The following is a 25986-nucleotide window of genomic DNA, read 5'->3' as shown; positions in this document are numbered from 1 at the left end:
TATCGGTAAAAACCTAAATGATTGTGTCTAGATACCGGAGGTCACGATTCAGACAGCCAAGCTGTCTGCGGATCAGGCTCCGAAGTTTTTTCGTCGGACGCTTTTTAGCTTTTGCCATAGCAAGGTATTCTTTTCGGGCGCTTATCCGATAAGTCCTTGGCTTCTTCCACGGATGATACTGATGATGGAAATAATTGATCATCTCCTCCAGTTTCTCTCTTGCATCATTGAGAAGCACGAAATCCTGGGGATATTTGATGTTGGAGGGGGAGCATGTGGCGTCCAGAATAAACGTCCCTGCATTCTCTCCGTCAGCGGATTCCGCCGGCTTATCACCAGCATGCTCCGGTGTGGGGGCTTCCGTAAGGAGATACTTTTCATTCGCCATCATTAGAAAACGAGTGTCCATTCTGCGGCGGAAATACACAAGAACAGTCGCTTTGAACGGGCAAGTGTCTGAAAACTGCTCCATACCAAGAAAGTACTGGTAATAGGGGTTCTCCGCGACTTCTTTCACCAGCTCCCGGTCGGAAAATCCTTTGCGCTTCTGAATGATCAGAGCTCCCAGAGCAATGCGCAGTGAAAAAGCCCTGCGTCCTCTTGAAGAAGGGAAAAGGGAAGAATACATTTTTTCAAGGCTGGCCCAGTCAATGGCATCTGCAAGTCTGACCCATTCATTGTTTTGATCCAGCGGTGTTCCACAACTCTGATTAAAATCAAAAATCGAAATCTGGTGCTCTGAAAGAGATTTATACATGCCACACAGCCTCAGATATATCAAAAGTGCAAGGAAATCGGACCAATCTACGAATATCTTTGCAATTATTATTTCATACCTTTCAGATTATCGCTTTGTGCAAAGAAATTTTATTTACGTAAATTGCAATAACAAGTTGGACACCCTCTGCTAGGCAGTAGCCTGGTAGATTCGGTCGATTTCCTCCTCGAAGATTTCATCCGGGGTTCTGTAACCCAGGATCTTCCTCGGGAGACAGTTACACCAGGTCTCCACATCGGAGATCTGCTGACCGGTAAAGTCATCAATCCGCTTACCCTTTGGTATGAACCTTCTGATCAGGCCGTTATGCCGCTCTACGGTTCCCTTATCGCAGGATGTGTAGGGATGGGCATAGTAGACAAGTGTATCAGCCATCTTCTCAAGTTCTGAAAGGTCGGCGAATTCCGAACCGTTATCGGTCGTGATCGTTTTGAACACTTCGCCGAAGTGTTCGCTGTAAGCCTCCTGAAGCTGTTTGATTGCCTTCATGACACACGCTGATGTCTTGTCTGCAATAGGAAGCATCAGGAACTCACGGCTTTTGCGTTCAGCAAGAGTGAGCAGGACCCGGTCATCCCGGGTCTTGGCGCCCAATACGAGGTCACATTCCCAGTGCCCGAATTCCTCACGGGATTCGATTTCTCTGGGACGTTCCTCAATGCTGCGGCCCAGCTTTTTCTTGTTGATCCGAGATCTATGTTTCCTGGACTTACGCTTCAGCTTTTCAGGAAGGCTATGGTTCCGGATTCCAAAGAGGCCAAGATCAACATAACGGTAAAGCGTTTTTGTGCAGACGATCTGCTCTCTGGTAAATTCACCATCGAGAACAGCGCGTCCAGCACAGGCGTCCAATGACCAGCTATCTTCTGTAAAGTGTTTGAACACATATTCCAGAAAAGCTGATCTGCTCAGGAAGTCATAATGCCGGCAACTGTTCTTCCGGTTGTCCTCATAGGCTTTCTGACCAGCAGACGCTTTATAACGGGTCACGTGGCCGTTATACAAGGCAACTGAGCCACGTGCTATTTCATTCGCGACAGTGCTCGGTGAGCAGCCGATCTCACGGGCAATTGCCCGGATGGAGTAGTGGTCTTTAAGACGAATCTGAATAAGAACTCGTTCCTCATACGAAAGATGTTTGCCTTTTATATGGGAAGCTATGGTAGAATGAGAGTGGTCCATGGTGGCGATTCTCCTGTAGAAAGTTGGTTGTGGTGACTTACATTCTACCAAAGATCCTGCCATGGATCTTTATTTTATTCAGATGTCCAACTTCATTTTACAATCGGCGGAAATTTTATTTATTGAGCATCCACTATTTACATTTTCTCCTGTCAGACAGGTGCTCACCATAATCTTCATTCTGTTTATCCCATGATCTGAAGTCTCGTCATCAAGACCTCCTGTCCGCTTTCCCAAGCACTGACCTTCTCATGAAATCTTTATCACCAGATATCCATCTACCATCTTTGCATATCCCTCGGATGGATAGGCAGGCATATTCTGAACCTCTTCAGAATCCAGAATTTCATGATATTTCACATCATCCCCAAGCAAAGGAACATTGAAGCCGCAGTCCCTTAAATAACCCGCATAACTCTGCGTAACACAATTTCCGCCTGTCCAAAATTCTCCGTAATGCGCATAAGAATTAGATCTGTCCCATAAAACGTCTTTCTTATAAAGGGAATTTTCTGTCGGTACCCCGGCAAAGACATACTGTGTCTCCGGATTTAAAGAAGAAACTGTTCCTTCCATATTTGTCATAATCCGATTCATCAGCGCTATACTTGTGTTTTTTGTCTGCAGCATCTCATGCTGATCCACCGAAACCATCATAACATTGCCAAACAGTAAAACAATAATGGCGCAGGTCACGAAAGTTTTTGCGCCTCTAAAACATCTTCTTTCTGCTGAATTGCAGGAAAAAAGAATACCCATTAAACCTGGTATCACCATTGCCATGGGCATCGTCATCTGCAGCTGAACACCGCCGGACTCCGGCGCAAGAAGCAGGCACACATTAGCAAACAACGGAAGCAGGGCAATGCAGATAACCGCAAGTGCTTTATCCAACACGGCCTTTTTCTGGCATACTGTGCTGATAACTGCCAGAAAGGCCAGGATTCCCAGCAGCAATGCAGGCAGATAGTATTTCTGGTATATATTATTTAACTGCCCCGGAAAGAAATACTGAAAAAAAGACAAATAGGCCTCTTTTATTGTTTTTGGCAATCCGCTTAGAATCGTAAAAATGCTTACTCCGGAAGCACCATGGTAAGAACTCTTTTCTACGTGCATAAGTTTCAGATGGACATCCCATACTGCCGCATAGAATATACAGGAAATTCCAATCAGAAGCAGTCCCCCAAAAAGATGTTTGACCCTCTGTTTGAAAAGTATTTCCTTCTGATGCCAGACACTTTGTATTACCAGCAATGAAAGGATCACAAAAAGGCAGCCCAGATTTGCCTGATATAATCCCAGAGAAAGCATAAGAAATAGAATGCTCAGGAATATATTAAGCGCTTTATGCTCCCGTTCTTTAAATACAGATTGTAAAAACCATGCAGACAAGATACTGAACAGAAACGAAAAGGTGAACGTCGGCACCATAAACCGATAGGATAGATATATACTGACCGCTGTGTTCGCCAGCATCAGACCTTCAAATATGTATCTGAAAAACCCTTTTTTAATCTGAAGTAAGTCTGCCGCAATTACATCTGCAAACGTCAGGCTTGCTAAAGATAAGAGACTTAATGCCGGTTCTGCGCCCAAACCCAGCCGGAATTTATCCAGATAAAGCCAGAACCATCTTCCTATGGAAAGCTCCCATGCCCCGACATACCCGTAATCTCCCCTCCACATTCCATCATATGTATTTGTAAGCTCATTAACAATCATGACGGAATATAAAAGAAATGCGGCTATCGTCAAAAAAAGTAGTTCTTTATAATTTTTCTTAAGAATACTGCTTAAGCCCGACAAAGATTGTGGTACGGTTTTTTTATGTTCTGAACGACTGCCTTTTTCCATGAGTAAGTCCTCCCTACGATAAATACCGATCTCTTGCGTCATCTTGAAATTCGGTCGATCTCCTGAAGCTCTTCTTCTGTAAAATCCGTACGGTTAACAGCCTTGATATTATCCAGAATCTGTGACGGCCTTGATGCCCCAATCAGAACGGAACACACATCCCCATCCCGAAGTATCCAGGAAAGCGCCATCTCCGCCAGTGTCTGTCCACGTTTCTGCGCTATCTTGTTAAGCACAGTAATCTGCGAAAGCTTCTTCTCGGTCAGCACACTTTTGTTTATATATCTTGGATCTCTTGCAATCCTGCTGTCATCCGGAATGCCATGAAGATACTTATCTGTCAGGAGTCCCTGCGCAAGCGGGCTGAAGGCAATAATACCCATACCGGCCTCCCTGCAGTATTTTTTTCACCGTCCTTTTCGATTGTCCGGTCGAAAATAGAATATCTGCGTTGATTCACAATCAGCGGACAGTGCAGCTCTTTCATGATGCGAACCGCCTGTTCGTGTGCTCCTTATCATAATTGGAAATGCCGACATAGAGCGCTTTTCCGCTCTGAACAATTTGTGCCAGCGCTTCCATAGTCTCTTCCAGCGGAGTTTCCGGATCCATCCGGTGATGATAAAAGATATCGACATACTCCAGGCCGAGCCTCTTCAGTGACTGATCAATGCTGGCCATCAAATACTTTCTGCTGCCCCAGTTTCCACAAGGTCCCGGCCACATATCATATCAGGCCTTTGTTGTAATGACAAGTTCGTCCCGGTACGGCTTGAAATCCTCCTCCAGAATATGTCCTGCATTGATTTCGGCTCTGCCATATTCCGGCCCGTAATTGTTTGCAAGATCAAACTGTGTAATACCGTTATTAAAAGCGATTCTGCAGATTGCCTTCATATTGTCGTAAAATCCGTTATTTCCGAAATTGTGCTAGAACCCCAGTGAAACCGCCGGAAACTTCAGCCCAGATTTTCCGACGTGATTATACTTCATATGGTCATATCGTTTGTCGCTTGCGATATAAAGCTCTCCCATATACCATTCCTCCATTCCTGTTCCCGACAGGCAAAGAACATAACACATAAACAAAAATAATTCCCCCCGTCTCTAATATAGCAATATATAAAATTCTTTTATAACATTCTAGTGCAGTAGTTGAATTGTACCCCTTGTCAAGGACACAAGAGATTTTAGTTGCCCCGTTTTTTAGACAGCTATGATCCTTGCTCCCTGTCCAATGGACTTTCATGTATACTTCGGTCACCGCAAGAAGATCACCCTGTTCGGACATAAAGAGTACGCTTATGTTTATGTAGATCAGTACAATGCCCTGAAGAGATACAGCGATTATCTCGCAAATCATGCCGAAACATTCGAGGCTATGAAAAACAAGGATAAGGACTGGACCACAGTCAGGTACGGATATTTCGTGTTGATTTCAAACATCGATACGACTCCAGAACAGCTGCTTACCGACTATTTTGGACAGTGTGATATTGAAACAGTGTTCAAGACCAGCAAGGAATATCTTGATCTTCTTCCTATATCCAAGTGGACCGATGAAACCGTTAGAGGAAAGATTTTGCATGATATTATGGACACCATAGTTCTCCTTCTACTGAGGAAAAAGATGGATAGCAGTGGTATATCTGCATCCGAACTGTATGGAAAAACACAGTCTTTGATGTGCTTCCGAAATCATTCCGGGATGGTTACAGTAGAGACGCCATCGCGCCAGGTTAAGGACTATTACAAAATAATTGGCACAGAGGTTCCGGCGCATGTAAAAGTAGATGATTTCAGGAAAGACGTTTTAGGCCTTGCCATGTAGTTCTACTTTTGTGTTTATCTAAGGTTCATGTCGTTCCACAAGACAATCCTGCCTGTCAACTGGCAGAAAATATAGCATGCATGAAAAACAGTGTCAATTTTTCTAAGGATTTCCGGGCGTCGTGTAAATGCTGCAAGTCGGGATACCGGATATACGGAACCGATTTCTGCGAATTTCGCCGAATCATCTGTATGGAAAGGATTGAGAATTTTTCGGGAGATGCGATAATAGACTTGTTTCTTTTGCATGACGCAGGGAGTGTCCGCTAATTCATTTCCCAGAAAGGGCCGTATGAAGATTGTATTTCCAGATAGAAAGACACTGGGAGAAGATCTCGATTTATCAGGTTTCAATCGTTTTGGAGATGTCGTCATGTACGACTTCACGAAACCAGAGGATATGCCCGAACGGGTCAGGGACGCAGATATCCTGATTCTCAACAAAGCACTGGTCAATGAACAGACCTGCGGATGTGCGAAGCATCTGAAGCTGGTCTGCGTCACCGCGACAGGGACAAACAACCTGGATAAGGAATTTCTGGACCGCAGAGGGATCGCCTGGCGAAATGTGGCCGGATATTCTACGGAATCCGTTGTCCAGCATACATTTGCCATGCTTTTCTATCTGATGGAGCATCTGCCATACTACGACCGATACGTCAAAAGCGGCTCCTATGTGAACGACAGCACATTTACCCATTTCGAACGGCATTTCCACGAACTCCATGGCATGAACTGGGGAATCATCGGACTTGGCGCGATCGGGAGCCGGGTCGGCGAGATAGCCCAGTGCTTTGGATGCCAGGTTCGTTACTTCTCCACTTCCGGCAGAAATCACAGCAGCATCTTCCGCGAAGTGGATTTTGACACCCTGCTTGCTGCCTCCGATATCCTTTCCGTCCATGCGCCGCTCAATGAGCAAACCAAAGGGCTCCTGAACAAAGATGCATTTCGCAGAATGAAGTCATCCGCCATTCTCATCAATGTCGGCCGGGGACCGATTATAGTGGAATCTGATCTCAGGGATGCGCTGAACGCCGGAAAGATCGCCGCTGCCGGTCTTGATGTGCTTGAAACAGAGCCGATGGCTGCAGACAATCCGCTCCGGGAAGTCCTGGATCCGGAGAAGATCCTGATCACGCCTCACATCGCATGGGCGACTGTTGAGGCCCGCAGCAGACTGATGAAAATCATTGAAGACCAGGTATCGGTTCTTCATGATCAATGGAAGAGAAAATGAAATGCAGATAAGCGGAAGTCAGCCGCGGTCGTGTTTATCTCACCAGTATCCATGCGGCAAAAACCGCGGCGCAGCAGCCTGTCTTTCCGAAGAACCTGAGTATCAATTCCATTGCCTGTCTGTACTGCTCTCACCAGTGGCATGTCCTTCTCGTCCTGAATCTTCTGCTCCATTCCCATCTTCTATTCTGGCATAAGGAAAACCGTGATGGCTTTAACATCTGTAAAAAGAATGTTTCCGATCTGCATAATCGTTTTCCCGCCCTGCTTCCGTAATCTACCAGTAGAAAGGCACAACAAATCGGGCTCATAAAAAATGGACAATTGCGGGGGCTATGATGGAAGCATAGAAGAACACATAACATGCAGACGGATGACAGATGATAAATATGACTTCTGTCATTCAGACGGGAGGAGATTTTATGTTAAGCAGCAGTACATTGAAGAACTATATCGGAGACGTCTATCTGATGGAAACCCTGAAGTTCAACCAGGAAAAAGCGATTCTGGATTTAAAAACCACAATCCAGAATCTGAACAACATCATGCCTCTCCCGGAGCCGGTGCAGGCTGTCGAACCTTCCCGGAAAAGAAACAAGGCCTTAAAAGAAATTGCATTGGGCGTTGTTATCTACCTGCTCGCATGCGATATGCTGGAATTAGTGAACGACTTTTTTCTTCAGGCATGTTTAGGCCTGGTTATAATCGGCAGTTTGATCGCTGTGATAAAAGGATTCTGTGATGCAGTAGGAAACGTGAAGATCTACATGGATAATAAGAACATTGCCAAAGAAAACCAGAAAAACAGAGATCTTTATGTGGCCAGCAAAAAAGAGTATGACAAAAGCGTGCAAAAGGCACAGACTGCGAAAAGGCTGGCTGGTGTATTGCAAAATCGCCTGCATGATCTGCAGTCGGAACTGTCCGTCATAAAAAACGATCTGGACCATATCTACAACTACAATATAATCTACCCGGCTTTTCGGAACCGTGCCGCCGTCACTGCCTTTTTCGAGTATCTGGCATCAGGAAGATGTGTCAGCCTTGAGGGGCATGAAGGTGCTTACAATCTTTACAGCATGGAATCGAGAATGGATCATCTCGCAGACAACCAGAACATCATCCTTTCACACTTAAGCAGAATCGAGGCGAACCAGCGTAGTTTAGTCCTGGCTGTAAACAAGTCCAACCAGCAGATCCAGCAGATGCAGGATGCCATTGGCTCCGTGAGCAGCGATCTCCAGAGAATTGCAAACTCGTCGCAGGTGACCAATGCACATCTGGAACGGATCGCGATTAACACGGAATTAATTCAGTTTAACAGTGACCAGATCCGCTCTGAGGTAGAACTCAGAAACCATGTGGACGGGATCTTCGCTTCCCACTACCTCTGATTTTTCTGGAAAGTGCAGGATTCTTCCTCCTGTCCCGGAGAGCGCAGTTGGTTTCACGTTGATCGAACGCCCTGTTTTTTCCAGGCGTTTCAGAAAACACGGAGCCGTAGTTGGAACGGCTCCGCTGTTTTGCAGTTCTTTCCTTCCAATCTGCCGCACCTGTTGGCTGGCTCTGGCATCTATGGGCTCTTTACAGCCCTGATATTCCATCCTCAAAAGAGACAAAATGAATGGTCGGCGCGAAAGAAGCATCAGTATGAATGATAAGCAGCTTTGCTTCTCTTCCAAGATAAAAGCCGGACATCCAGGCCGGTTCCTTAGCTTCCATTCGGGAGAAATCGTCCAGAAGTTCTTTTTCGTCTACCCTGTAACTGTCCGGAAGCTGAAGACAGTTCTGTACAATTTGCAGTGTCTCGCTGCTGATGCCGCATAATGCAGTGAAATCTTCTGTGTCCTCCTGAAAACCAATAGAAATCTGGTGGATTTTTTCCGAACAGAGGTCATATTTCACCACCACAAGGCAGTCATTTTGAGGCACAGACAATCGCTGTGTCTTGATAAAATATACCGAATCTGTTCCATACTGTTCTGTTACCGTGAGATCAGCCTGGTCGGAGACAGTTTCCACCCGGATTCCATCCTGTGCATACGCTGAGAGCAGATCTTCCCGTGTCATGTTCAGAAAATTGATATCACTGGTCAGATTCAGAGCCGCTGCATCCGCCTCTTTCAGCCGATACACCGTACCCTTTTCAGTCTTCTCTTTGGAAACAGCGTGCTTCTGCAGAAATTTCCGCAGCGCCGTGCTTTCCGCAGAATCCCTGTCATACTCCTGTGCCTGTGCAGGTGGTTTCAGGTGCAGTGAACCTGCAAATGCGACAGCGGCAGCAGCAGAACAGGCGGCGACGGCAGTAAGCAGTACCACCGAGGGAAGGAAATCGCTTCTTTTTTTCTTTTCTACCGGTACCTGTTCTGCTTCTCCGACCAGATCATTCTCCATCTCACGGACGGATTGGTACCGTTCCTTCGGATCAAGGGCAAGTCCCCTGGACACCAGTTTTATCTCTGTCTCCGGAGAGATCTCACATCCAAATTCCGATGGCAGAAACAGGGTATCCCGCACACGTCGCTCCATGGCACTTTCGGGCGTATAGCCGGTAAGCAGATAGTATAAAACCGCCGACAGCGCATAGATATCCGTCCAGGGACCCTGTTTCCCGTGCGCATTATACTGTTCCGGAGGCGTAAAACCATCCTTTATGAGAACGGTCATGGTCTTCTGTCGATCCGCATCCGGCTGATACATACGGGAGGCTCCGAAATCCATCAACTTCAGGCGCCCGTCCCTCTGGACCATGATATTATCCGGACTGATGTCCCTGTGCACATACCCTCTTTCATGGATCGCCGCAACAGCCTCCAGAACGGGTTCCATCTGTTTCCATACACTGGAGAAATCCCGGAGCTCTCCGTGTTCTTCCAGAAACATCCTCAGGGTGATGCCATCTACATATTCCATGACCTCGTAGACCGTCTCATTTTCCTCAAAGTATCCGAGCACCTTGACAACTCCGGTGATCTCGAACAGAGACGCCTGTATTTTGGCCTCTTTCAGGAAATCATGTCTGTACTTCTGATAGATTATCTGCAGCTCTCCTGCCGGAGGCAGCACAGCCACACTCTCCCTGTCACGAGACGCCAGGGTATAGGGGAAAAACTCCTTGATCACGACCTCTTTTTCCATCTGCAGATCTCCGGCCAGATAGGTTATGGCAAAACCACCCTGCCCCAGCCTTTTTATGATCCGATATCTGTTGTTCAGGATGCTCCCCGATCCTAATTCCATGATCCGTATTTCCTCAATCTATGCTGAAACCATTTGGTGAATTCCGTCTCTTATCTTCGCAGGGATTCTATTCTCCATCATGCAGCATCTGCTCCGTTCCGCAGACAGGCTGCATCTATATCTCAATAGTTATGGTATCCAAACCATCCGAACAAGACATCATCTGTCCTTGAAACGTCAAGAGAATAGTCATAGAAAAGATCCGAATTCAAAGGATTTTCTTCCAGAAACAGACAGCCACTCCGATTCGTCTCCCACTTGACTCCTTCTACTTGTGATGACTTCGCTTTATAATGGTTCTTCTGCCGATGCGCCGCCGCAAATAATTCTTCTATTTCCGCATCGTTCAGGTATTTTCCCGCGTCAAGATAAGGAAAGACTTCCCGCAGAAAAACAGAAACAACCTCTTTTGAGCCATCGACCGACAGATGAATGATCCGCTTGTCCCTGATGTCATAGTCGATCTTAATGGCTGAGCCAGTATTTGCATCATCCGTTTGAATAGCGTACGTATTCTCTGCCTCACAATGTGCACCAAGATCCTGATATTCCGGATAATAGATCGTCTCCCCGGAAAACTCAGAGGATTTCAAATGGACCTTCTGACCGTACGTATACGCCATGACATCCTCAATCAAATCCACATCCGCAGCAAACAGACTGTCCTGATTGCCGTAAATATGGTGCTCCCTGAACCAGCTTTCCGGCACAGAATGATAGGTGACACGAAAATCCGTGGTCGTTGATGGATAATCTTTCAGCGTTCTCAGCAGAGTGGCATCCACCGGATAAAAGGCACTGTTGTTCTGCCGCTGTGCAGATACCCTGGCCAGCCGCAACCGCAGGCGGAACGTCTCCACCGGGTGCGTCCGCAGATAGAAAGCCGTTCCCGCCAGGAGCGTGCCATACCCCACCGCCAGAGCAAGTGCCGTCCGCTTCAAAAGGGTTTTCTGTCTCTTACTCATCCGTCTCCGCCCTGCGGTAAGAAAGGAGGGGGCAATGGCGGCCTGTATCCAGGCCTCACTCCACTGTGTTCTTGTTTTCGGCAGTCGTTTCTGGACATCCTCACTCGCCATTCCAAGGCGCTCCATCAGCGTTCCCATCCAGAAAAACCTTTTCGGAATATCCGGCTGCAGCCCCTGCAGGACAGCACTCTCCACCCCGGGCTCCACATCTGCGAAGTCCCGGATAGGCCGAAGTTCTTTTCCTTTCCGGCGTTTTTCCGCGCTGTACGGAGATTTTCCGGTAAACGCCTCGTAGAGAACCGCGGACAGGCCGTAAAGATCGGTCCACGGCCCGATGATTCCGCCGGACAGATATTGTTCCGGCGCCGCATAGCTGAGCGTGCAGGTTCTGTAATTTTTCTTTTCTTCCGCATACAGCCAGGAAGAGCCAAAATCCACAATTTTCATCCTTCCCTGCCCGTCAAGCATCAGATTATCCGGGGAAATGTCACCATGAATGCTTCCCTTTTCATGCAGGAAGGCCAATCCCTTCATCACAGGAAGAAACAGATTCCGCAGTTCCTCTACCGGCAGCCGGTGATCCGGTCTCTGCCGCAGATATTCCTTGAAGGTGCCTCCCGGAAGATACTCTTCCACAATATAGACGGTTCCGTTCGCCTCAAAATAGTCTTTTACGGCGCAGATCCCTGTCTGGTCATAATCGCCAAAGGTGAACTCCGCTTCTTTTAGGAAAGACTCCCTGATATGTGAAAATTTCTTCTCCTGTTCCTGCAGGACAGAGACCGTTTTACCATCCGCCTCCCGCACTGCCATCTTCGAGGGAAAACACTCCTTCAGGGCGTCGTTAACCGCCAGATCGCTGTCATAAACAAGATAAGTGAGGGAAAACCCGCCCTGTCCGAGAGCCCGGATAATCTTATACCGTTCCAACAGAATACTGCCGTTTGGAAGGTATCTGCCGTACCCTGTATTTTTCGCCATCACATCAACCTTTTCCTGAGCATATCCCGTACAAGTTCTTTCTGATGGTTGTAGGAATTTTCATAGATCGCATACAGGACAGATTCCTTCTGGTTTTTTAATCTGTCCTGTACAAAGAGCTGAAAATAGACGATCGGGTCTTCTGCCTTTAAAAATCCCATCACAAACCGGTCGAACTCCCGGTTCGGCTGCAGCTGGGAAAAGCCGCAGTTCAGAAGGATTTTATTGAGCCGCGGAACCGTAACTTTGTTCTCCTCTGTCAGCGCTGTCCTTGCCTGGATAAAAATCAGATACATAATCAGCGTTCTCCGGTTGACGTCTTTTCTGCCCAGAAGGAAATCGCGAAATGCCAGTGTCGCCTTTTTTTCCTGTACCCTGGGGTCAGCTATGCTTTCCGCTGTTTCTCCCGCCGCTTCGTGCTGGAAAGTCTTGTCTGCTCCTGCAAAGGCTGCAGCCGCATCCTCCCTTCTCACATACGCTCTGTCCCACTGCTGTTCCAGCTCGACCTCTTTTTCCATGATCCTTTCTTCCAGAGAGTCCAGAATCTGCGCCTCTTCCTCCGGCGTAGTCTCCGGACGGATATAGCCTAGTGCCTGCGCGATCTTCCGCCTGGTCTCCGTCGGCCATTCCTCAATATCCGGATACATTTCCAGGCAGAGCTCAAGCCAGTCTATGGAGATATAACCGAAATAATACTGGTTCATGGCATCAAAGATTCCGCCAGAGGTCAGAGACGTTTCTGCCAGCAGTTTCTTTTTTTCATCCATGGACAGATAGCCTTTCGTGTCAAATTTCGCCGTATCCGCAGAACGTTGCAGTGGTTTCAGCGGTTTCAGAAAAGAGAGCTCCTCTACCGCCGTTTTTTCCGGACTTTTTTCCTCCTCGGAGAGCATGCCTGCCTTCCGGCACCTGAGAAGATCCACCTTTTCACATGCAGACAAATACTTTTGTATTCTCTCATCGATATAGAGCATGGTGTATTTTGAAAAATAATAGCGTGCTTTCTCCCGCACGGCGCTGAAATTCTCGATATTTTTGAGCAAAAAGCTCATAAAGTTTTCATCGCTCTCGGTTTTCTCAAGCTCGGTCTGCATTCCCCGGGTGATGAAAGCGGTATTAAGGCTGCTTCCTGCCTTCTGCGACTCCTTTGCCACATATTCCCGCAACGCCGAGAGCGTAAGGACAGTTCCGGACTTCCCCTGCTCCGGGCAGTAAGCCTGATCACACATAGCGGCCATCTGTCTCCACTCCTCATACGTTTTTTTATGGTCAAAGCAGTAGATCAGCGCAGCCTCATAGATATTGCGGGCATACAGGGCCTCACAGTAATTTTCCAACAGCAGCTCATTTACCCTTTTGCTTGTAAGATGCTCTGCGAACCCTTTCCGCATGATCTCCATGCGCCTGCTCTCATTTTCAACAAATTCTACGGACCAGTCTGTTCTGTCATCCATGCTCCACCTCTTTATAATTCTGATACAGTATTTCCATTCGGTCAGTCACCTGCTTCTCTACATGCCAATGCCCGGCATACCATTTCCGGTACGCCGTTTTTTCTTCCAGCCGGTCCATCCATCTCTCCATGGACAGATCCGGATTTCCTGTCGCTCTCTTTCTCTGCAGGCATTCTCCCGGAATGTATTTTTCCGGCATCGTATGAGAAAGGATCAGATCCGCCTTCCACCCCCGCAGCGCCAGCTGTTGCTCCACATATCTTCGCTCTGCTTCCGAGAGCTGTTCGTCTGGCCACCAGGGCAGCCCGTGTTCCAGACGGTACGCGCGATCAGAACTTGAGGCGCCGCCAATGACAAAAATCTGCCGCCCGTTCATGGAATACGTCTCTCCGCTCCTGGCAAACAGGAGATCCGGAAACTCCTCTTCCCGATAGACCACACCTCCATAGAGAATGCTTTCCCGATAGCTGCCCAGTGAAGAGGGTCTCCGGTCATGATTGCCGCGCAGACAGAATAATGTGATAGGGAGCTCCTGCAGCTCCTTTTTAAGAATCCGATCCTGCCTGGAATTTCTTCCGTTAATCCCGACATCTCCGGTGATAATCAGAATATCCGCCTTGCTTGTCTTTTTCCACGCACAGAATACCCGGATGCCGGCAAACTGCCGGTGTGTGTCTCCTCGAATATACAGCATACGTTCAGGATACCTCCATCTGTTTTCTCCTGACAAGTATATCATCCGGTTTTGCCCCGTCGTTTCCGAAGAAGCGTCTTCACTTGTTGACAAGCGGTCTCGCAGCTTTCCGCTGCCGAGTATCTGTCATCTGATTCACCACTCTCTATTTAGAAGAAAGGGCCTGAGAGCAGCTAAGCTCCTGCCCTTCGAATCTTTTCCCTGATGCGCTGTTTCGCTTCTCTTATCTTACCATAAGAAGCCTCTTATATATGTGGTATAATACGACGCAGATCCAATCCCGAAGACCTTTATCGCAATTTCCCGTACAGAAACAGGTCGTAGATCACGCCGTCTTTACAGACCGCATTCTTTTTATGGTTCTGTTCAGTATATCAGACGAAAAAAGATAAATCCCGCATGTCTTCTCACCCTTTTCGTCCCAGAGACCAATATCCGGGTATGCGTACCAATCGGATGGATTCTTACTCACGCGGTCGGTTTCGGACAGTATTTTCATAGAAGAAAAAGGCCGCTCCCTGACAGATGGAAGGGAACGGTCTCATCATGCATAGTAATCCGGCAGGGACGAAAAAAGTTTATCTCACCAGCATCTGCGCGGCAAAGACCGCGGCGCAGCAGCCTATCGCGGTCGGAAAGAGGCCGGCCTTTTTCCAGCAGAGAAGGATGCCGGCCGCGAATGCCAGAAGACCGGCCAGAGGGGAGCCGGCTGCCTTCAGAATTGCGGGGAATGTCATCACCGCGAGTGTCACATACGGAACGTAATACAGAAACGATCTGAGATACGAGCTGGAAATCGGCTTTCTCAGCAGCGTCAGAGGAAGAACGCGCACTGCGTAGGTAACTGCTGTCATCACAAGAATATACGGAATCACATTCATTCCGGCTGTTCCTCCCCCACTGGAAACTTCCACGCTGCGGCCGCGGAAATGGCTACGGTGAGCACGATCGTTCTGGTCCCTTCCGAAAGGGAGTGAAACCACGGCATGACGGTAAAAAGGATGCTGGCTCCGAAGGAAAGGCAGACCAGCCCCGCAAGCACCCGGTTCTCTCTGCACGGCGGGATGATAACCGCAAGGAACATCCCGTACAGGGCAACGCTCAGAGAGCTGACGAGGATCGGCGGCAGCGCCTGACCGGCGGAGACACCGAGAAACGTTCCGACGGCCCAGCCCGGAACCGCCGCCAGAATCATTCCGTCGTAATAAGCCGGCTGCAGCCGTCCGGGACGGGCGACGGCAAGCCCGAACAGTTCGTCCGTAACCGCAAATCCGATGCACAGCCGGTCCCGCACCGGCACGGACGGGGAAAGCTTCTGGCTGAGCGCGCAGCTCATCAGAAGATACCGGGCGTTCGTGATCAGGATGATCAGAGCGGTCTCCCAGAGCGACGCCGCTGACGCGATCATCGTCAGTCCCGCGTACTCGCCCGCGGATGCATTGTTCAAAAGACTCATGAACATGCCCTGAAGCGGCGACAGTCCCGCCGCTTTCATGGAGATTCCGAGCGCAAACGACACCGCCGCGTATCCTGCCATGACCGGAATCCCGTCCCGGATGCCGGCCAGCATTTCGCTTTGGCCGGACACGCGTGCCGGTTTCCGGAATTCCATTTTTACAGCTTCTGCCTCCATCTTCCGCCTCCCCGGATGAACCGTTCCTGATTGATCTGACTCTATTATTTCCGGAGAGTTGAAATCAGTAAAGCGATTGTTTATGATAGATTCATAAGGAGTTCTTATGGATCATCGATATGAAATTTTTGCCGCGGCTGTCCGGTTGAAATCCTTCACTCGCGCCGCGAAAGAGCTTGGCTACACTCAGTCCGCCGTGAGTCAGGCCGTCCGCTCCCTCGAAGCGGAGCTCGGAACGGTGCTCATCACAAGATCTCACGACGGCATCACGCTGACCCGGGACGGCGAAATCTTCTTTCCCTATTTCGAATCGATTCTTGCGGGAGAACGGGCGCTGCATGCCCGGATGAAGGAAATGCACGGGCTGACCGACAGCCGCATCCGGATCGGCACCTTTTCGAGTATCAGCCAGAATCTTCTGCCTCCTCTGATCTCCTCTTTTCTCGGCTCTTATCCTGAGACGCGCTTTGATCTTCTGCAGGGGGAATACACTTCGATCGCCGCAGGCGTCAAAAGCGGAGAGCTGGATTTCGGTTTCGTCAGCCCGGAATTTGTCTCCGGCCTGCAGACAGAGACGGTCTACACAGACACGATGATGGCCGTTCTGCCGCTTTCCTCGCCGCTGGCCGGCCTTTCCTCCGTCTCGCTGTCGCAGCTCGCCCCTCTCCCCTGTATTCTGCTCGACGAGGGCCGCTACAGTGTCGCACTGAAGGCGTTCGAGGCGCACCGTCTGAAACCGGACATCCGTTTCAAGGTGACCGATGACTACACCATTCTCGCCATGATCCGGCGGCGGATGGGCTACTCGCTGATGTACCGGCTGACGCTGGCCGGGGCGGCCAGAGATGTGGCCGTCATCCCGATCCGCGAACCCTTCCATCGCACCATCGCGATGGGCTGGCGTGACTTCGAGACGCTGCCGTACGCCGCGAGGAAATTCATCGCGCACATCCGCGCGAACGCAAAGCAGGTTCTCAGGGAGCTGTCGGTCTCGGAATGCATTTCCCGATGATCGTGAACGGTGTTACTGTCGTCTCCTGCAATCCTCGCCGAGCCGTTTTTTCCAGCCCGCTCCGATCGGAGACGTCGCCGTTCGAAAATTCCGATTATCCTTTTCATCCGGTCCGCTGCATGGCACAATGAGAGTATGTATTTTCCGGCCTAAGCCGGAGCATTGAAAGGAGAAGACATGAACGGGTATACTTCCCTTGGTTCGCTTTTTCTGAATCAGAATTTCCGGAGCCGGTCCGTCAACGCCGAAAATCCAACCGGCGAAAAAGGCATGGGCGGCATGAAACCGAGTGAGCTGGGACCTTCGCGGAAGGGTTCGCCCTGTCTTCGCGACATTCCGCCTCATGCAAGAGTGGATCTCGCGAAGATCGAAGGTCCCGGAATCATCCGCCACATCTGGATCACCGTTCCGTACAAGACGACCGACGCCGACTGCTTTGTTCTGAGGGATCTGGTGCTCCGCTTCTACTGGGACGGCGACATAACGCCTTCGGTCGAGGTTCCGCTCGGCGACTTCTTCTGCTGCGGCTTCGGAAGAACCTGCATGGTCAATTCGCTTCCGATCGCGGTCGTTCCAAGCCGGGGATTCAACTGTTATTTCCAGATGCCGTTCCGGAAAAGCGCCCGGATCGAGCTGGAGAACCAGCACCGGAACGCGATTCCGGTCTTCTTCTACCAGATTGATTACAGTCTGGTTGAATCTCTGCCTGAGGATGTTCTGTACTTCCACGCCCGGTGGCGCAGAGAGAAGCTGACGCAGAAGGGTGTCGATTACACCATTCTCGACGGAGTGAAAGGGAAAGGCCAGTACGTCGGAACCTATCTCGCGCTGACGACACTCGAGCGGTACTGGTACGGGGAAGGCGAGGTAAAGTTCTATCTGGACGGCGACAGGGACTATCCGACGATCTGCGGAACCGGAACAGAGGACTACTTCGGCGGTTCATGGAGTTTCGCGGTGCAGGAAAACGGAAAAACGGTCGAGCAGCAATACTGCACGCCTTACCTCGGCTACCCGTATTATTCGAACCATGACACCGAGCACCATCCTTACCACAACGACGATACCATGCCGCAGCGCGGCTTCTACAGATGGCATATCGAGGATCCGATTGCGTTCAGCCGGGACATCCGCGTAACGATCCAGCAGATCGGCGTCGGATACAGAGGACTTTTTGAACGGCAGGATGACGTCGCATCGGTCGCGTACTGGTACCAGACGCTTCCTCATGAGCCTTTCCCGGCGTTCCCGTCCGCTGAAGACAGATGGCCCCGATGACGATCACGGCATAAGGACAGGAGGAATATGTGCACGAGATTTTTTGTTGACCGGTCCGATGACGATGAACTGGACTCGTATATCAAAGCTGCAAGAGATTCCGCTCTCGCGAACCGGATGCATGACATTCTGGGGAAGAATCCTGCATGCCGCGGTGAAATCCGTCCGACGGACATGGCGGCGGTGATTGCGCCCGGCCGGGACGGAAAGCAGGCTGTTTTCCCGATGATCTGGGGATATCACATCGGAGAACTGACTCGCCCGGTCATAAACGCACGGATTGAGAGCGCGATGACGAAAAAATCTTTTTCCGGGGACTGGAGAAGGCACCGGTGCATGATCCCCGCATCCTGCTACTTCGAATGGGAACATATAAGACACGCAGACGGAAAAATCCGGACAGGTCAGAAATACGCGATCCGTCCCGGGGGCGAAAGCGTAACCTTTCTCGCCGGACTGTACCGGATCGAAGAAGCGCATGGACTCCGCTATCCTGTTTTTACTGTCCTCACCAGAGAGCCGTCTGAGACGCTGCGGAAAATTCACGACCGGATGCCTGTGATCCTTCCACGCGAAGCTGTCAATGACTGGATCCGCCCTGACGCGGATCCGGAGAAAATCGCGAAGGCGTCACTCACGGCGATGGAAATGGAGAAGGCGCTTCCCTGATGATGCAGCCTGCGTCCCTCAATGCGCTGACGGCTCTTTCAAAATTCGCTTCCTTTGTCAGCACATAGTCTGTATCGAACGTGGAGACGGCGAAGACGCCGATCTTGTTTTCCGCCAGTACCTGTGTGATCCGCGCCAGTATGCCGATCAGAGAAAATGCAAGCTGGCCTGAAATACGAAAACCCCTCCATCCGTCGTCCCGTTCCGTCGTATGATCCGGCACTATGTCCGTCGGGCAAACAAGAGATTTCTCTTTGTCTGTACTGCCGGTAAAGACAAAAGGCTGTGAGATATCGATCCGAGAATAGTCAGTCACCTTGCATACTGAGAACCTCACAGAAAGCGGCTCCAGTTCCAACGGATCTGAGTTTTCTGCTATTTGGGGAATTATTTCCGAATTGCTGATCTCCGCCTGATCAGTTCCGATACACTGTGTCATTTCCGATTCTCCTTTTTCCGAAAAAAATCCGCGCCCGAAGGAATGATCCCCCAGGCGCGGCTTCTCTTTCCAAACAACTTCCTGAAAGCCAACCGATTTTCTGGCAAACATTTAAGATGCTCCACGATTCATCCTCTCCGGAAGCGGGACAGAAACTCCTTCGTTTCCGTCTTCTGAGGATGATCAAAGAGTTCGTCCGGCGTCCCCTGCTCGCAGATGACACCGTTGTTCATGTAGACGACCTGACTTGAGACCTCCCGGGCGAAGGCCATCTCGTGGGTTACCACCAGCATGGTCATCCCTTCCTTCGCAAGCCGGCTCATGACGTCCAGCACCTCTCCCACCATCTCCGGATCCAGCGCGGAGGTCGGCTCATCGAAGAGCAGGACCTCCGGATTCATCGCAAGGGCGCGGGCGATCGCGACTCTCTGCTTCTGTCCGCCGGAGAGCTGACGGGGGCGGGCGTTCACGTAAGCCTCCATGCCGACATGGCGGAGGAATTCCAGCGCGACCTGATGGGCCTCGGCTGCATTTCTACGGAGAACTTTTTCCTGACCGACCATGCAGTTCTTCAGCACATCCATACTCTCGAAAAGGTTGAAGGACTGGAAGACCATCCCTACCTTCGCCCGATATTCCGGCGGACGGATACCGCCCGCGGTCACGTTGACGTCATGGAAGAAGATGTTGCCGGATGTGGGCGTCTCAAGAAGGTTGATGCAGCGGAGCAGCGTGGACTTTCCGGATCCGGAAGCGCCGATGATCGTCGTGACGTCACCTTTCCGGACCGTGAAATCGATATCCCTCAGCACCTCATGATTGCCGAAGTTCTTCGACAGATGCTGGATCTTCAGAATCTCCTCGCTCATTTTGTCAGTTCCTCCTCTTCCCGGTTGGGATTGCGGCGCGCGCTTCCGTCGTAGCTGTAGGTGCCCGCCGTGGCGGTCAGAGCGTCTTTCTGAACGAGCTCGTAGTCGCTCTTTCCGTCCATCCGCTTCTCGATCTTCCGCAGAATGAGGGAGGCGGCCAGCGTCATGCACAGGTATCCGATCATCTCGATGGTGGCGGACGGGAAGTACGCGTACACCGCGCCGGAGATGGACTTGTGCATCGAGAAGAAATCCGCAAATCCGATGATGAACATCACCGATGTATCCTTGACATTGATGATGTAATTGTTTCCGATCTGAGGCATGATGTTGCGGATCGCCTGAGGAAGCACCACGGAGGTCATCGTCTGCCAGTGGGTCATGCCGATTGCCATCGCGCCCTCGCTCTGTCCCGGATCCACCGAAATAATGCCGCCCCGGACCGACTCGGCCATATACGCGCCCGTGTTGATGGAGACGACGAGAATCGCAACCGCCCACTTGTTCGTGAACTGCACCGCGTTCCCGGAAAAGTACGGAAGTCCGTAGTAAATAAAGACGGCCTGAAGGATCATCGGGGTGCCGCGGAAGACTTCGACATAGATACGGATGACCACACGGATCAGTCCGAGAAAGAATTTTTTAACCGGCGAGTCCGTCCGCGCCACCGGAATCGTGGTCAGGATACCGCACAGAAATCCGATGGCGCATCCAATGGCGGTCGCCACCAGCGCCAGCACCAGCGTGTTGACCACGCCCTGCATATACATGCCTGCGTATTTGCTCCAGAGCTTTCCCATATCGGAAGCCAGCTGGGTGAATCTCTCCATGATAACGCTCCCATCTGCTGCATTTGTCCAAGAGATAAAACGGACTCCCGAACGGATCCGGGAGTCTTCCGCCGCCGGGCAGGCGTACTGCTAAGCCGTCTGCCCGCGGCATATCCGCAGAGCGGTTTTTTCCGCCGCCCTGTCATACCGCCTTCCCGCCGATGCGGGAAGGCGGCCCCGGCCGTTTTCAGCTTTCGCTCAGCGGCTGAATCTTCGTTGCATCGGACATCATCTTGTTGAAGTCGTCCTTCGTCATCTTTCCGACCACATCGTTGATCTTGTTCTTCAGTTCCACGTTGCCCTTACGGACGGAGATTCCGATGTTCACGTCTTCATCGGAAACCTTGAAGTCATCACTGCCGGAGGAAAAATCCAGAATCTTCAGATCCGGGTACGCCACAAGAGCGCCCTCGGCCGTCGGCATATCCGTGCAGACGAAATCAACCGTGCCGGTCTCCAGTGCCATCAGCATCGCCGGCGCGGACTCCGCCGCTTCCTGAACCTTTGCGCCCTTGATCTGCGGCAGACACTTGTCATACCAGATCGTACCCTGCTGCGACGTGCAGGTGCCGCCGGAGAGGTCCGACTTTCCCTTGGCGTCCGCAAACTTACTGTCCGATTTCACGAGACAGACGATGGAGGCATAGAGATACGGGCCGGCGAAATCCACCTGCTCCGCGCGTTCCTTTGTCATGGACTGTCCGGCGATGACCGCGTCCACCTGACCGGACTGCACCGCAGGAACCAGCGAATCCCAGTCAAGCTGATGCACTTCCAGCTTCCAGCCGTAGGCATCGCAGATCTTCTTCGCCATCATGATGTCGTAGCCGTTGGCGTACTCATTGGAATCCACGATCGGCACCGCGCCGTTGTCATCCGTCGGCTGGGCCCAGTTGTACGGCGCGTATGCGCACTCCATCGCGATGGAGAGCGTGCCATCCTCGACGCCGGTCGCACCGGACTGCACTTCCTCCGCGCCGGACGCGCTCTCCGCCGCGCTTGAAACCGTACTTGCGGCCGGAACCGAAGCAGCCGTCATGCCGGCCGCCATCACCGCGGCCATTGCCAGAGCCATCATTCTTCTTTTCATACCAGCTCTCTCTTTCTCCGCCGCGCCCATGCCCGGCCCGTAAAGAATCCGGAATACAGAAAAACCGTCCCGTGAGGCAGTCTCATGGGACGATCACAGCGCATGCAATCCATGGTATGAGTTCTCATGATAGCTCTCCACAAAATGTGACAGTCCGCAGCGTCTTCCGCATACGTCCCAGCCGGGGTCGGAGCCGAACCGCTCTTCCCTCCGCTTCGGCGGATCACCCTTTCCGGTTTTCTTCCGGTTCGTCTGCGGAAAACCGTACTGATGAGACCCGCGCCTCTATCCTTCGGAAACGATTGTCACCCGGGCGGTGCGGCGGCATTGCCCGGATCATGACGATATCCTAGCATGCATCGCTTCTTATGTCAAACAGAGTCTCCGTCCGAATTCGTTTGTTCCGATCCGGACGCGCCGCGGTGCGGCATGCATCTCCCGGAATACAGAGAGCCGTCCGGCGGATGGTTTCGATACGTTTTTACTTTTTATACTACAATGGTAAAACTTCAGTAAGAACGTTTGAAAACGTTCATTCCGCCTTGTGCAATACAACCAGCAAAGGTATAATTAATGAAGAGTTTTCGGCCGTTTCACCAGTTTCCGGCGGCATCGTATGGCAGGGCGCGCGGCCGGGAAGGACATTTAAGGAGGGTTGATATGAGTCAGAACCAGATGTTAGCAATGATTCTGGCCGGCGGAAGGGGAAGCCGGCTGAAGGAGCTGACGAACAAGGTGGCGAAGCCGGCTGTCTCCTTCGGAGGGAAATACCGGATCATCGATTTTCCGCTGAGCAACTGCGCCAACAGCGGCATCAACATTGTCGGCGTGCTGACGCAGTACGAGTCGGTGCTGCTGAACAGCTACGTTGCGGTCAGCCGCCGCTGGGGTCTCGATACAAAGGACAGCGGCGTCTTTGTGCTGCCGCCCCGCGAAAAGGCGGAGGAAGGCTTCAACGTGTACCGCGGCACGGCCGACGCGATCTCCCAGAACATCGACTTCATCGATAATTACAATCCGGAGTATCTTCTGGTGCTCTCGGGCGATCACATTTACAAGATGAACTACGATGAGATGCTCAGCTGCCATAAGGAACAGAACGCCGACCTGACAGTGGCCGTCCGTCCGGTTCCCTGGGAGGAGGCATCCCGGTTCGGTCTGATGTTCACCGATGAGACCGGACGGATCACCGAGTTTCAGGAGAAGCCGAAGAATCCGAAGAGCAATCTCGCCTCGATGGGGATCTATATCTTCACCTGGAAAACGCTGCGCAAAGCGCTGCTGGCGGACATGAAGGATCCGGATTCCTCCCACGACTTCGGCAACGATGTCATTCCGGCGTACCTGAAAGCCGGCCGCAAGCTGGTCGCCTACCGCTTCGAAGGCTACTGGAAGGACGTGGGAACCGTCAACTCCCTCTGGGAGGCCAACATGGATCTTCTGAGCAAGAACAGCGGTCTCAACATGAACGACAACAGCTGGAAGATCTACACGGACGACGCCTCCACTCTGCCCGCCTATTTCGGGCCAGAAGCCTCGGTGAACTGCGCCTATATCACGCAGGGGTGCTCGGTGGAAGGCGAGATTCACCACTCGGTGCTCTTTACCGGAACAACGGTCAAGGCCGGCGCGGTTGTCCGCGACACGGTACTGATGCCGGGCGCCGTGGTGGAAGAAGGCGCTGTCGTCACACGCGCGCTCGTCGCGGGCGGCGTCACGATCGGCAAGGGGGCTGTCGTCGGCAGCGAGGACAGCAAGGATATCGAACTGGTCGCAAAGCGCGTAAAGGGGGTTGAGTAAGCATGGCAAAAGCATTCGGAATCATCACATCGCCGTCGAACCGGTACTATGTGGAGGGGCTGCAGGATTACCGTCCTATCGCCGCCTTCTCCTTTGTCGGCCGGTACCGCATCATCGACTTCCCGATCTCCAGCATGAGCAACAGCGGTATTGAGCATATCTTCGTCTACACCAGCGGCAATCCCCGTTCCCTGACCGAGCATCTGGGGTCCGGCCGTCTCTACAATATCAACTCCAAGCGCGGCAAGCTGCAGCTGCTGTTCCATGATGCGGGCTCTGTCAACCGCATCTACAACACGGATATCGCCGCGTTCTACGAGAACCTTGAGCACATTGAGCGGACGACGGAGGAGTATGTCATCGTTGCGCCCAGCAACTTCATCTATACGGAACATTACGACGAACTGCTCAGCCAGCATATCGAAAGCGGCGCGGATGTCTCCCTTCTCTTCCAGAGAGTGGACGACGCCAACGAGCATTATCTCGGATGCAGAACGCTGAATATCAACCGCCAGAAGGGTGTCTCCGCGATCGAGATCAACATGGGCAATGAGAAGGGCCGGAACATCTTCCTCGACACCTATGTGATGAAGAAGGAGGTGCTGCTGGCACTGATCGCACGGGCGAAGCGGCTCTCCTCCATGTACACGCTTTCCCAGATGCTCTCTCTCTCCTGCGATGAACTCGATGTCCGCGCGATTCCGCACAAGGGATTTATGGCTGCCATCACGGACTTCCGCAGCTACTACGACGCGAATCTCGCGCTGATCGATCAGAAAAACGCGGCCAGTCTGTTTGATCCGTCCTGGCCGGTCTACACCAGAACGACGGATTCCTGCCCGGCCCAGTTCTTCGAGGGCGCGTCCGCGAAGGGAAGCCTCGTTTCCAACGGCTGCACGATCGAAGGTACGATCGAAAACTCCGTTCTCGGCCGTGGCATCCATGTAGGCAAGGGCGCGGTCATCCGGAACAGCGTCATTCTCTCCTATGCGGAAATCGGTGAGAACGTCAGGATCGAGAACGAAGTCGTGGACAAATGGGCGAAGATCATCCACGCGAAAGAGGTTGCTGCCGATCCGGATCACCCCGGCTACGTGAAACGGAACGATACACTGTAATCAGAAGTGGTTCAGGCGGAAGAACAATCCGCGAACCGTTGGAAAAAGGGCAGAATGCGCGGTTCGCCGCTCAGACTGCCGGCATCACTGCAGAAGGGCCGCGCGCATCGTCAGACGGACGAAGCGCGCGGCCCTTCTGTGCGTCTTTGCACGCCGATTGCTTCTGTGCGCCTCCGTCCGCGAGTCCATTCTGTTTCTGAAGACCATCCCCTGCATCCGGATCCGTCCCATATTCCGCCGTTTCATCTGCGGTGCCGTCGGATCCGGCTCCCCGGCACCCGTTTGCCGGCCGGGACCTGCATCTGCAGAGGAAGCGCCAACCCCGGGAAAAGCTGTCAGAACAATCGCGGTGTCTTTCTCTGATGCCCTTCACTTTACGTTGCACCTCCTGCACGGCTGGAAAATTTCTGAAATTTATGCTATAATCTGACTATATAGCATCACAGAGCGGCCCGTCAGCAAGTGGCACGCTCCGCAGGATTTGCGCGAAAGGAGGTTTATCTTGGCTTGGAAAACAGGAGATATTGTGGTGCATAAGCATGTGGGCATCTGCCGGATCCGCTCCGTCAGCGAACTGAACATGTCTCACGACGGTCCGAGACGGTATTATGTGCTCACGCCGCTCTATGATCAGGGAACAACGCTGTACACGCCCTGCGATCAGGCGGAGCATCAGCTGCGCGACCCGCTGAACCGTGAGGACATCGACAGCCTGATCGACGGCATGCCCCAGCATCACACTGACTGGATCAGTGACGAGAAGGCCCGCCAGCGGTACCTGACCGGCATTGTCCGGAGCGGAAATCATGAGAATCTTCTGGCCGCCGTCAGCGCACTGTACGATAAACGGAAAGAGCAGACGGCGCGGGGCCGGAAGTTTCATTCCTCAGACGCCCGCTTTCTCGAAGAAGCCGAGACCTCTATCAACCGGGAATTCGCTTACGTACTCGGCGTCCAGCCTGATGACGTGCCTGCCTATATCCGGAAGCGTCTGAAAGAGCTCAGGACCGCAAAGGCCTGAGACCGGA

General features: G+C 51.7%; 23 protein-coding genes, 4 pseudogenes and 1 riboswitch. Of the genes and pseudogenes, 9 read left to right on the top strand and 18 right to left on the bottom strand.

The annotated features are described in order from the left end of the window. Nucleotides 1–25: 25 nt before the first annotated feature. From G4C92_RS12835 to G4C92_RS15130, 4 genes and pseudogenes are all read right to left on the bottom strand, one after another. A pseudogene (locus G4C92_RS12835) lies at nucleotides 26–757 on the bottom strand (transposase); the annotation flags it as partial. A 150-nt stretch (nucleotides 758–907) separates the two neighbouring features. Next, nucleotides 908–1960: an IS30 family transposase gene (locus G4C92_RS12830; RefSeq protein WP_274940225.1), complete on the bottom strand. Its 1053-nt coding sequence runs from the start codon at nucleotides 1958–1960 to the stop codon at nucleotides 908–910. Nucleotides 1961–2209: 249 nt separating this feature from the next. Then, complete coding sequence (locus G4C92_RS12825) at nucleotides 2210–3817, bottom strand: glucosyltransferase domain-containing protein (RefSeq protein WP_274940224.1); 1608 nt, start codon at nucleotides 3815–3817, stop codon at nucleotides 2210–2212. Nucleotides 3818–3855: 38 nt separating this feature from the next. Then, a pseudogene (locus G4C92_RS15130) lies at nucleotides 3856–4852 on the bottom strand (aldo/keto reductase). A 181-nt stretch (nucleotides 4853–5033) separates the two neighbouring features. Here G4C92_RS15130 and G4C92_RS12815 point away from each other — a divergent pair. Together G4C92_RS12815 and G4C92_RS12810 are read left to right on the top strand one after the other, a co-directional pair. Next, complete coding sequence (locus tag G4C92_RS12815) at nucleotides 5034–5648, top strand: hypothetical protein (RefSeq protein WP_274940223.1); 615 nt, start codon at nucleotides 5034–5036, stop codon at nucleotides 5646–5648. A 291-nt stretch (nucleotides 5649–5939) separates the two neighbouring features. Continuing rightward, complete coding sequence (locus G4C92_RS12810) at nucleotides 5940–6887, top strand: D-2-hydroxyacid dehydrogenase (protein WP_274940222.1); 948 nt, start codon at nucleotides 5940–5942, stop codon at nucleotides 6885–6887. Here the strand turns inward: G4C92_RS12810 and G4C92_RS12805 are convergent. Next, nucleotides 6869–7060 carry a hypothetical protein gene (locus tag G4C92_RS12805; protein ID WP_274940221.1) on the bottom strand — a complete coding sequence of 64 codons (192 nt, stop codon included), beginning with the start codon at nucleotides 7058–7060 and terminating at the stop codon, nucleotides 6869–6871. The genes G4C92_RS12810 and G4C92_RS12805 overlap by 19 nt on opposite strands. Nucleotides 7061–7308: 248 nt before the next feature. Between G4C92_RS12805 and G4C92_RS12800 the strand changes: the two genes are divergently transcribed. After that, nucleotides 7309–8280: a hypothetical protein gene (locus G4C92_RS12800; RefSeq protein ID WP_274940220.1), complete on the top strand. Its 972-nt coding sequence runs from the start codon at nucleotides 7309–7311 to the stop codon at nucleotides 8278–8280. 190 nt (nucleotides 8281–8470) lie between these two features. On the opposite strand, the gene G4C92_RS12795 is transcribed toward G4C92_RS12800, so the two are convergent. From G4C92_RS12795 to G4C92_RS12760, 8 genes and pseudogenes are all read right to left on the bottom strand, one after another. Beyond that, nucleotides 8471–9280 carry a hypothetical protein gene (locus G4C92_RS12795; RefSeq protein ID WP_274940219.1) on the bottom strand — a complete coding sequence of 270 codons (810 nt, stop codon included), beginning with the start codon at nucleotides 9278–9280 and terminating at the stop codon, nucleotides 8471–8473. Between the two features lie 72 nt (nucleotides 9281–9352). Next, nucleotides 9353–10126, bottom strand: a pseudogene (locus tag G4C92_RS15225) (serine/threonine protein kinase); the annotation flags it as partial. Nucleotides 10127–10248: 122 nt separating this feature from the next. Further along, nucleotides 10249–11298: a hypothetical protein gene (locus tag G4C92_RS12785; protein ID WP_274940217.1), complete on the bottom strand. Its 1050-nt coding sequence runs from the start codon at nucleotides 11296–11298 to the stop codon at nucleotides 10249–10251. An 87-nt stretch (nucleotides 11299–11385) separates the two neighbouring features. Further along, a pseudogene (locus tag G4C92_RS15220) lies at nucleotides 11386–12072 on the bottom strand (serine/threonine protein kinase); the annotation flags it as partial. Next, the gene (locus tag G4C92_RS12775) at nucleotides 12072–13526 is read right to left on the bottom strand and encodes a hypothetical protein (protein ID WP_274940215.1); all 1455 of its coding nucleotides are present in this window, start codon (nucleotides 13524–13526) and stop codon (nucleotides 12072–12074) included. The pseudogene G4C92_RS15220 and the gene G4C92_RS12775, both read right to left, overlap by 1 nt. Next, entirely contained in the window at nucleotides 13519–14220 is a 702-nt protein-coding gene (locus G4C92_RS12770) for a metallophosphoesterase (protein ID WP_274940214.1), read from the bottom strand. The genes G4C92_RS12775 and G4C92_RS12770 overlap by 8 nt, the downstream gene beginning before the upstream one ends. A 578-nt stretch (nucleotides 14221–14798) precedes the next feature. Beyond that, nucleotides 14799–15101, bottom strand: a complete 303-nt coding sequence (locus G4C92_RS12765) for an AzlD domain-containing protein (protein WP_274940213.1) — start codon at nucleotides 15099–15101, stop codon at nucleotides 14799–14801. After that, the gene (locus G4C92_RS12760; RefSeq protein WP_274940212.1) at nucleotides 15098–15853 is read right to left on the bottom strand and encodes an AzlC family ABC transporter permease; all 756 of its coding nucleotides are present in this window, start codon (nucleotides 15851–15853) and stop codon (nucleotides 15098–15100) included. Before G4C92_RS12760 ends, G4C92_RS12765 begins: the two co-directional genes overlap by 4 nt. Nucleotides 15854–15959: 106 nt before the next feature. On the opposite strand from G4C92_RS12760, the gene G4C92_RS12755 reads away from it, so the two are divergent. The 3 genes from G4C92_RS12755 to G4C92_RS12745 all read left to right on the top strand — a co-directional run bounded on the left by G4C92_RS12755 (nucleotide 15960) and on the right by G4C92_RS12745 (nucleotide 18812). After that, a complete protein-coding gene (locus G4C92_RS12755; RefSeq protein ID WP_274940211.1) occupies nucleotides 15960–16865 on the top strand; it encodes a LysR family transcriptional regulator in 906 nt (301 codons plus the stop codon). 177 nt (nucleotides 16866–17042) lie between these two features. Continuing rightward, on the top strand, nucleotides 17043–18143 hold the full coding sequence (locus G4C92_RS12750; protein WP_274940210.1) for a glycoside hydrolase family 172 protein: 1101 nt from the start codon (nucleotides 17043–17045) through the stop codon (nucleotides 18141–18143). 27 nt (nucleotides 18144–18170) lie between these two features. Further along, entirely contained in the window at nucleotides 18171–18812 is a 642-nt protein-coding gene (locus G4C92_RS12745) for an SOS response-associated peptidase (protein WP_274940209.1), read from the top strand. Here the strand turns inward: G4C92_RS12745 and G4C92_RS12740 are convergent. From G4C92_RS12740 to G4C92_RS12725, 4 genes are all read right to left on the bottom strand, one after another. Beyond that, on the bottom strand, nucleotides 18778–19170 hold the full coding sequence (locus G4C92_RS12740) for an ACT domain-containing protein (protein WP_274942014.1): 393 nt from the start codon (nucleotides 19168–19170) through the stop codon (nucleotides 18778–18780). The two genes, G4C92_RS12745 and G4C92_RS12740, sit on opposite strands and share 35 nt — an antisense overlap. Nucleotides 19171–19379: 209 nt before the next feature. Then, a complete protein-coding gene (locus G4C92_RS12735; protein ID WP_274940208.1) occupies nucleotides 19380–20120 on the bottom strand; it encodes an amino acid ABC transporter ATP-binding protein in 741 nt (246 codons plus the stop codon). Further along, nucleotides 20117–20950 (bottom strand): amino acid ABC transporter permease, encoded by an 834-nt coding sequence (locus tag G4C92_RS12730; RefSeq protein ID WP_274940207.1) that lies wholly within the window; start codon nucleotides 20948–20950, stop codon nucleotides 20117–20119. The genes G4C92_RS12735 and G4C92_RS12730 overlap by 4 nt, the downstream gene beginning before the upstream one ends. 187 nt (nucleotides 20951–21137) lie before the next feature. Beyond that, nucleotides 21138–22040 carry a transporter substrate-binding domain-containing protein gene (locus tag G4C92_RS12725; protein WP_274940206.1) on the bottom strand — a complete coding sequence of 301 codons (903 nt, stop codon included), beginning with the start codon at nucleotides 22038–22040 and terminating at the stop codon, nucleotides 21138–21140. 122 nt (nucleotides 22041–22162) lie between these two features. Then, a riboswitch (Lysine riboswitch) is annotated at nucleotides 22163–22336 on the bottom strand. A 364-nt stretch (nucleotides 22337–22700) separates the two neighbouring features. Between G4C92_RS12725 and G4C92_RS12720 the strand changes: the two genes are divergently transcribed. Together G4C92_RS12720 and glgD are read left to right on the top strand one after the other, a co-directional pair. After that, a complete protein-coding gene (locus G4C92_RS12720) occupies nucleotides 22701–23840 on the top strand; it encodes a glucose-1-phosphate adenylyltransferase (RefSeq protein WP_274940205.1) in 1140 nt (379 codons plus the stop codon). 2 nt (nucleotides 23841–23842) lie between these two features. Then, entirely contained in the window at nucleotides 23843–24958 is a 1116-nt protein-coding gene (gene glgD, locus G4C92_RS12715) for a glucose-1-phosphate adenylyltransferase subunit GlgD (protein WP_274940204.1), read from the top strand. Nucleotides 24959–25042: 84 nt separating this feature from the next. Here the strand turns inward: glgD and G4C92_RS12710 are convergent, their stop codons facing one another. Further along, a complete protein-coding gene (locus G4C92_RS12710; protein ID WP_274940203.1) occupies nucleotides 25043–25189 on the bottom strand; it encodes a hypothetical protein in 147 nt (48 codons plus the stop codon). A gap of 271 nt (nucleotides 25190–25460) precedes the next feature. Between G4C92_RS12710 and G4C92_RS12705 the strand changes: the two genes are divergently transcribed. Continuing rightward, nucleotides 25461–25979, top strand: a complete 519-nt coding sequence (locus G4C92_RS12705) for a CarD family transcriptional regulator (RefSeq protein WP_274940202.1) — start codon at nucleotides 25461–25463, stop codon at nucleotides 25977–25979. The last annotated feature ends 7 nt before the right edge of the window (nucleotides 25980–25986 follow it).

The sequence above is a fragment of the Chordicoccus furentiruminis genome (assembly GCF_019355395.1).
Taxonomy (GTDB): domain Bacteria; phylum Bacillota; class Clostridia; order Lachnospirales; family Lachnospiraceae; genus Chordicoccus; species Chordicoccus furentiruminis.
Note: the sequence above shows the minus strand (reverse complement) of the source record. Positions and strands in the feature narration are given on the sequence as shown.